Here is a 7,398-nt window from a genome sequence, read left to right as displayed (position 1 = left end):
GCGATAAAGCCTAAGCCATCAAAGTACCCACATAAAAAAAGAAATGCCAGTCAGCTTAACTGACTGGCATTGGCCTTAAAGGCCCTTTTTTGTGCTTAAGAATTTATGATTAATGATGGCGGTGAATGCCTTCTTTAATTTCTTCTATGAATTTTCGATTAAAGGCTTCCAGGTCGGCTGGGCTTCGGCTTGTAACTATGCCCTTATCAACACACACCTCTTGATCAACCCAATTAGCTCCTGCATTGATCAAATCTGTTTTGATACTTGGGTATGAAGTTACTTTGCGCTCCCGTAGTTTGTTAATTTCGGCTAATAGCCATGGACCGTGGCAAATAGCGGCAATAGGTTTGTTTTTACCGGCACTGAAAAAACCATCAACAAAGGCTTTTGCTTCGCTATCTTGACGTAACGTATCTGGGTTGAATAAGCCACCAGGCAGAAGTAACGCGTCATACTCTGCAGAGTCTGCTTCGCTGACTACGCGGTCAACACTGACTCGTTCACCCCATTGGTTTTCATCCCATGCGGTGATATCGCCACGCTCAAGTGACACAACTTCGACAAGTGCACCAGCTTCTAATAATGCGCTTCGTGGTGACAATAGCTCGCTTTGCTCAAAACCATTGGTTGCAAGAATGGCAATCTTTTTACCATTCAGTTGGCTATTTAAATTTGACATGTTATCTCCTTATTTAGGTAAACCTAAATGATTAACAGCAGACAACATGCCAAACTTAATAGATTGAAAATATTGAATAAATTTTCAGGTGTTCTATTTATGCTCTGTAAATACTACAACAGCTTTGCAAATCCTGCTTATAAACCGTCTTTGAGTGCTTTAGCAGGTTTAAAAACTGGCTTGTTAGCGCCTTCTATTTCAATTTCTTCACCGGTTTGTGGGTTGCGTCCTTTGCGTGCTGGGTAATAACTCAAAGCAAACGTACCAAAGCCATTAATTTGCACTTGGTCACCCTCAGAAAGAGACTTTTCGATAGCATTTAAGATGCTGGTTAAGGCAGCTTGTGTGTCTTTTTTTGTTAATTCACTGTGGGCAGCCATTTGCGATACTAACGCGGCTTTATTCATAAAAAGTGCTCCAAAATACGCCGCTTAATCATCTGAGGTTAAGCGGAAAAAGATAAGGTAAAACAACCTAAACGCAGGTTTAGGCCAGATTGGCTCGGGAGGCTAAGCTTTCAGGGCTGTTAAGTCAACCTTGTATCTTGCGTGATAACTTGATACAACCCAGTATCTTTTTAAATTAGAGCATTTATAAATTTATGCATGCGATTATTGAATACATCCCGCTGATTTTATTTTTTGCGGTTTTCAAGTTAGTTGATATTTATTGGGCAACAGCCTTGCTGATGCTAACCACCTTAATTCAAGTTGCTTACTGTTATTTTAAAGATGGTAAAGTGCCAACCCGTCACTGGGTGTTTTTTGCTATAGCGGTGGTGTTAGGTACCCTCACCTTAGTGTTCCACGATGAGCAGTTTGTTAAATGGAAAGCCACCATTGTGTATGCCATTTTCAGTGTTACTTTGTTAGTAAGCCGCTATGTACTTGGCAAAAACTTAGTGAAAAAAGCACTTAGCTCGATTTTAGAAAATGCCTCTGAAAGTAAACAAGAAATCAATGTACCTGAAGCCCTTTGGAATAAGCTTAACCTATTTTGGGTTGCCGTGACTGCAGGTATCTCGGCGCTGAATATCTACATTGCCTATAACTTCTCGCTCGATTTTTGGGTTAACTTTAAAGTGTTTGGCTTAATGGGCATTACCTTTGTTTGCGTGTTAGCAACGATCATCACCCTGTTCAAATACTTACCTGAAGATGACGAAGAGAAAGATCCAAAGCAATCTTAATGTCATAAATCTGTCGTCTTAGCTTGTTAGCGTAAACAAAAAACACGCTGAGACGACATTGAACGCTAACCAATACCGCTGGCTTGAATTTACCCTCATATTTGTTTCTTTGCCGCTATTAGGCTTCTTTCTTCGTGCCTACCTCGCTAACTGGCTTATTCCTGCCCTTATTATTTTAATGGCCGTGTGCGGCATGTTGCTTTTATCTGATCCCCATTTTAAACGCTTTCGTTTAACAAGCCTTGGGCAATTTAGTGCGGTAAAACGTCGCTTATTTAGTTTCTTCTTTTTAGGGGCGCTATTCTCTGGAATGTTTTACGGCATCATGAATCAAGAAAATTGGTTTTCACTGCCTCGAAACTCATTTAACGATTGGCTAATGTTGTTATTGCTCTACCCCATTTTATCGGTGATGCCGCAAGAACTTATTTTTAGAACCTATTTTTTCCATCGTTATAAACGCATTATGCCAAGTAAAACAGTGCGTATTATTGTCAGCGCATCAGTGTTTGCGTTGGCTCACATTGTCTATGCGAATGTATTGGCCGTATTGTTGGCATTTTTAGGTGGGCTGCTTTTTTCTTACACCTATGCGCAAAGCCGCTCGACCTTCGTGTGCGTGATTGAACACAGCTTATGGGGACTGTGGATGTTTACCCTTGGCTTGGGTGATGTGCTCGATGCCGGGGCCTTTTAAAATAAAAAGGTAGGTATAAAAAAGCCGCGCAAAATGCGCGGCCAAGTATTGAGCTGGTTTTTAAAATCCGAAAATACTAAATGCGAAGAACTTAGTCGCCACCGTATTTACAAAGATTAGTAATAAAATGGCAGGGATAAACGTTGATAGCGAGAAGTTCACATACTTCTCTGTAAAGCTACCAACATAGCCTTCACAGCCTTGGCTTAGCTCTGCCGATAAGTTTGCTTTTTTCCAACGATACATAACGAATAAACACACCATTAAACCATTTAGCGGTAAAATTGTGTCGTAAAACACATCATAAACAATATCAAATAAGCTCTTATCTGCACCGCCATAGCTAACAAACTTTGTAAGCGAGTCAACCATACCAAATGACATGGTACACAGCACAGTCAATACACCTGTAGATAAAGTTAAGATAGCCAGTGCTTTTTTACGGCTGATACCTTTGCGGTCACTTAATGTTGCTGTTGGCACCTCTACAATTGATACAAGTGACGTAATTGCAGCAAAAAAGACAAGTAAGAAGAATACAAACGCAACAATTGATGCACCCACGTAGCCAATATCAGCTTGTAACGCTAATAAAATTTTTGGTAGGTATACAAAAATCATCGATACTGACGAGTCAGATAAAGTACTTGGGTCAGTATCTGGGTTAAAACTGAAAATAGCTGGAAGCACCATTAGACCAGCAATAAATGCCACCATCGAATCAGTAACTGCAACCATTTTTGCACTACCAACAATGTCATCTTTCTTAGAAATATACGATGCATAGGTCATTAAAATACCCATACCTAACGACAACGAGAAAAACGCTTGAGCTAATGCACCATTTAATACGCTGGCATCCATTTTTGAAAAATCAGGCACAACATAGTACTTAACACCGGCCATTGCGTTATCAAGTGTTAGTACGTATACAACCAATGCGGTGAGTAGTACAAATAAAGCTGGCATCATAAACTTAGCCGCTTTTTCAATACCTTCTTTAACACCGCCCACTAAAATCAAGTTAACGATGATGGCAACCACGGCCATATAACCAAACACGGTGTAGCTATTGATAAAAGAGCCAAAATTATCTGGCTGTGCCAAAGCATCTAGATTACCAAAAGCGGTTTGCGATAAATAACCGAAAATCCATACTGTGATCACCATATAAAAAACAGCAATCATAAATGGCGTCAATACGGCTAAAAAGCCAGCAAAGTTCCATTTTGGATCGTTGCCCGCTAAAAATTTGTATGAACCAAGTGGATCTTTTTGTGCTTTACGACCCATGGCCATTTCAGCCATCATCACTGGCAAACAGATGAAAATGACAAACAATGCATAGACTAAAAGGAAAGCACCACCGCCGTTTTTTGTAGCTGAAACAGGAAAACCCACTAAGTTTCCGATACCTACAGCAGAACCGGCTGCCGCTAAAATAAAACCGAGGCGGGAGCTAAAATGCTCGCGTTTTTCGCTCATTTAAAAACCTTATTATTATTTTCTCAACCCAGCGACTCTACCAGTGTTACACCGCGTATTTCAAGCTTTATAAGTTAAAGTTATATGGGTTTGTGTAAAGATTATTACGCGAATAATCTCTCGTCTATTGCTAAGAATATGCTACTATTTTTTAAAAATAACATTGAGAACACACCATGCTGTATATGATTTATTCAACTGATGTTGAAAATAGTTTAGAAGCTCGCAAATCTGCACGCCCTGCTCACTTAGCACGCCTTCAAGAGTTAGACGATCAAAACCGTTTATTTACGGCAGGCCCATTACCAGCAATAGATAGTGAAGATCCGGCTGAAGCAGGTTTTACTGGTTCATTAGTGGTTGCTGAATTTGAGTCATTAGAAGCAGCACGCGAATGGGCTGCAAACGATCCGTATATTGCGGCGGGTGTTTACGACAACTCAGTCGTAAAACCATTTAAAAAAGTATTTGGTTAACCTCTGAACTTAACTGAATCAATAATTCAGTGTTTGTTCACGGCTTATTAACTAAGATTTGGCTATTGAATTACAGAATTTAACGTAATTACTTGAATTTTAGTTAATTGGTTAATTAAACTAAATGGGTCTGGTTTAGGAGTTCCCCGTCATGCGCATATTATTAGCCTTCAGTTTTAGTCTTTTATTTGCATTATCAAGCTTTCATGCTGATGCCAATAAGAAACAAGCCCAAGAGGTGACTAAAAAGCAGGCTGTGACGATCGCCAAAAAATCTGAAGACGGCCGAACCCTAAAAATCACAGAGCAAGATAAAGTATTTACCGTAAGAATTTTAAAAACGAACGGCCACGTGGTTGATGTCCATGTGAACAAAAAGACTGGCGAAGTGAAAAAGGATTAAGAATGCGAATTTTAGTTATTGAAGATGATTTACACTTAGCAGATAACCTTCGTAATGCCCTAGAAAAAGAGCGTTACAGCGTTGACCTTTGTCACGATGGTGAAGCTGGTTTATTCCATATTACCGAATACCCGCTAGATATGGCGGTAGTCGATTTAGGCTTACCAAAAGTAGATGGTATTGAATTAATTACCAAAGCACGTGCGCAAGGTATTACTATTCCTATTTTGATTTTAACGGCACGTGACCGTTGGCAAGATAAAGTAGAAGGCTTAGATGCAGGTGCAGATGACTACCTAACTAAACCTTTCCACGTTGAAGAGCTAATTGCCCGCTGCAATGCACTTATCCGCCGCAGTGCAGGTAAAGCAAACCCAGAAATGACAGCTGGCCCTATTAAAATTCATACTCGCTCACAGCAAGTATGGGTTAACGATAAAGAACTTAGCTTAACGGCATACGAATACAAAGTTTTAGAATACCTAATGGTTAACCCACAAAAGGTAATTTCTAAATCTGAACTAACAGAGCACATTTACGACCAAGACTTCGACCTTGATTCAAACGTAATCGAAGTATTCGTGTTGCGTTTACGTAAGAAGCTTGACCCTGATGGTACCCTTAACCCAGTTGAAACATTACGCGGCCGTGGTTATAGGCTAAAAAGTCAGTGGTAGCATCGCAAATACCGCTTAAAGTAAGGCAAGGATTTATCCTTGTCTTTGTTTTATTAGTCGCCCTACCAATTCTGTTTTTCTCAATTGGTAAGGCTTACTACGCCTCTTTGGTCGAAGCGACCGAAAAAACCCTCGAAGCTCACTTATATTCATTAATCTCTGAAGTTGATTTCACTGAACGCGGCATCGTTATGCCAAGTACTATCTTAACGCCAGAGCTAAACCGATTAAACTCAGACACCTATGCGATGGTTTATCGCGGTGACTTGCCGGTTTGGTACTCTGAGTCGGCGACCAATATCAACTTTATTCCTGATAACTTTGAAGCCCCCGCAGGCTCTGCGGATTTTCGCCGTGTTGAATACAACAATACTGTTTACTGGCAATTAACGCTTACTGTTATTTTAGAAAACATTGACCAATCAGAGCATGCACGTTTTATTCTATTAAAGCGTAATGATGCCCTACTGAGGCTGATGGATGGCTTTAAGCAAACACTCGTAAATTGGATGTATGTGATGGGTGTGGCCATTGCAGCGCTAATGGCGATTGGTTTTGTTTGGAGCGCAAGGCCACTGCAACGACTCGATAAAGAAATTAAAGCCATTGAGTCGGGTGATAACCAACAAATTAAAGGTCTTTACCCGGTTGAACTACAAACCATTAAAGCCGATTTAAACTTATTGCTTGAATCGCAGCAGCGCCAAAAAGAACGTTATCGCGCGTCATTAAGCGACCTTGCTCATGCATTAAAAACACCTTTGGCAGTGCTTAAATCTAGCCCATTGGCCAATGATGCGGATGCACAAGAGCAGCTAGACCGTATTAATGTGATGATCGAACACCAGTTAAAGCGCGCTGCAACAGGTGCGTCTGACACCTGGAAGAAACAAACTCATATCAAGCCTGTTATTGATTCAATCTTAAGCGCGATGAGCAAGGTTTATCGCGACAAAGATATTATATTTACCTCAGAGGTTAGTGAAAAAGACTATTTCTTAGGTGATAAAACAGATTTGATGGAACTACTTGGTAATTTAATCGATAATGCCTGTAAAGCTTGCCGTTCACAGGTCGATATAAAGGTTAAGCAGAACAAAAAGTTAACGCTCAGTATAAGTGATGATGGCCCAGGTGTACCTGAGCACAAGCGTGAATCATTACTAACTCGCGGTACCAGACTCGATACCTACGAAAGCGGCCATGGTGTCGGCATGGCTATCGTGTCGGATTTAGTCAACTCGTATAATGGCACATTAACCATTAAAGACGCAGAGAAACTAGCCGGTGCTGAGTTTATATTAGAGTTTAATTACCATGATAAAAAATAAAACATCAATACTCGTAAAAGGCAGCTTTTTAGCTTTAATTGCAAGTGCATCGCATGCTCAAGCAGAGCAAACCTGTGAGCTTGCAAGCAACAATACCGATGACACAAAACGCTATATTCAATGTCTTGATCAAGTTATCGCTGATATTCAGCGTGACCAAAAGATGTGGATTAATAAGCTCACTATGGATCTTGAGAAAATTAAAGAAGATACCGGTAACAGCCAATTGCTACCGATTTTTAATCGCAGCATCAAGAACCAAGAGCGTTATTTAGAAGACAGCTGTCGTTGGCGTTATTTACAAAAAATGCCAAATGGTACGAAAGCCGCTATTGCCTACAAGCAATGTGAAATTGAGATCCTAAAAAACCATGTGCAGGTTTTACAGCGACCTCTAAAGTAATAATACCAATCCGCAATAACACTTAATCATTTTGAAAGATAAAAAGGCGCTTAAG

10 protein-coding genes are annotated in these 7,398 nt (G+C 40.3%); 7 read left to right on the top strand and 3 right to left on the bottom strand.

Annotated features, from left to right (window positions below; translation table 11 throughout):
* Window positions 1-109: 109 nt before the first annotated feature.
* Together EXT43_RS02385 and EXT43_RS02380 are read right to left on the bottom strand one after the other, a co-directional pair.
* Window positions 110-682 (bottom strand): type 1 glutamine amidotransferase domain-containing protein, encoded by a 573-nt coding sequence (locus EXT43_RS02385; RefSeq protein WP_130166254.1) that lies wholly within the window; start codon window positions 680-682, stop codon window positions 110-112.
* Between the two features lie 137 nt (window positions 683-819).
* Complete coding sequence (locus EXT43_RS02380) at window positions 820-1,089, bottom strand: HU family DNA-binding protein (RefSeq protein ID WP_054552913.1); 270 nt, start codon at window positions 1,087-1,089, stop codon at window positions 820-822.
* Window positions 1,090-1,283: 194 nt separating this feature from the next.
* Between EXT43_RS02380 and EXT43_RS02375 the strand changes: the two genes are divergently transcribed.
* On the top strand, window positions 1,284-1,871 hold the full coding sequence (locus EXT43_RS02375) for an inner membrane-spanning protein YciB (RefSeq protein WP_054561224.1): 588 nt from the start codon (window positions 1,284-1,286) through the stop codon (window positions 1,869-1,871).
* Between the two features lie 58 nt (window positions 1,872-1,929).
* Window positions 1,930-2,568 (top strand): CPBP family glutamic-type intramembrane protease, encoded by a 639-nt coding sequence (locus EXT43_RS02370; protein ID WP_054552911.1) that lies wholly within the window; start codon window positions 1,930-1,932, stop codon window positions 2,566-2,568.
* 60 nt (window positions 2,569-2,628) lie between these two features.
* Here the strand turns inward: EXT43_RS02370 and EXT43_RS02365 are convergent, their stop codons facing one another.
* Window positions 2,629-4,053: a sodium-dependent transporter gene (locus tag EXT43_RS02365; RefSeq protein WP_062565118.1), complete on the bottom strand. Its 1,425-nt coding sequence runs from the start codon at window positions 4,051-4,053 to the stop codon at window positions 2,629-2,631.
* Window positions 4,054-4,229: 176 nt separating this feature from the next.
* On the opposite strand from EXT43_RS02365, the gene EXT43_RS02360 reads away from it, so the two are divergent.
* The 5 genes from EXT43_RS02360 to EXT43_RS02340 all read left to right on the top strand — a co-directional run bounded on the left by EXT43_RS02360 (window position 4,230) and on the right by EXT43_RS02340 (window position 7,343).
* Complete coding sequence (locus tag EXT43_RS02360) at window positions 4,230-4,529, top strand: YciI family protein (protein WP_062565117.1); 300 nt, start codon at window positions 4,230-4,232, stop codon at window positions 4,527-4,529.
* Window positions 4,530-4,680: 151 nt separating this feature from the next.
* Window positions 4,681-4,932: a PepSY domain-containing protein gene (locus tag EXT43_RS02355; RefSeq protein WP_054552908.1), complete on the top strand. Its 252-nt coding sequence runs from the start codon at window positions 4,681-4,683 to the stop codon at window positions 4,930-4,932.
* Between the two features lie 2 nt (window positions 4,933-4,934).
* On the top strand, window positions 4,935-5,609 hold the full coding sequence (locus EXT43_RS02350; protein WP_054552907.1) for a response regulator transcription factor: 675 nt from the start codon (window positions 4,935-4,937) through the stop codon (window positions 5,607-5,609).
* The gene (locus EXT43_RS02345; RefSeq protein WP_058584761.1) at window positions 5,603-6,940 is read left to right on the top strand and encodes an ATP-binding protein; all 1,338 of its coding nucleotides are present in this window, start codon (window positions 5,603-5,605) and stop codon (window positions 6,938-6,940) included. The genes EXT43_RS02350 and EXT43_RS02345 overlap by 7 nt, the downstream gene beginning before the upstream one ends.
* The gene (locus tag EXT43_RS02340; protein ID WP_062565116.1) at window positions 6,927-7,343 is read left to right on the top strand and encodes a hypothetical protein; all 417 of its coding nucleotides are present in this window, start codon (window positions 6,927-6,929) and stop codon (window positions 7,341-7,343) included. The genes EXT43_RS02345 and EXT43_RS02340 overlap by 14 nt, the downstream gene beginning before the upstream one ends.
* Window positions 7,344-7,398: the final 55 nt, after the last annotated feature.

Source organism: Pseudoalteromonas sp. CO109Y (assembly GCF_004208935.1).
Classification (GTDB): Bacteria; Pseudomonadota; Gammaproteobacteria; order Enterobacterales; family Alteromonadaceae; genus Pseudoalteromonas; species Pseudoalteromonas shioyasakiensis.
The sequence above is the reverse complement of the archived record's forward strand: the minus strand, read 5'-3'. Positions and strand labels throughout refer to the sequence as shown.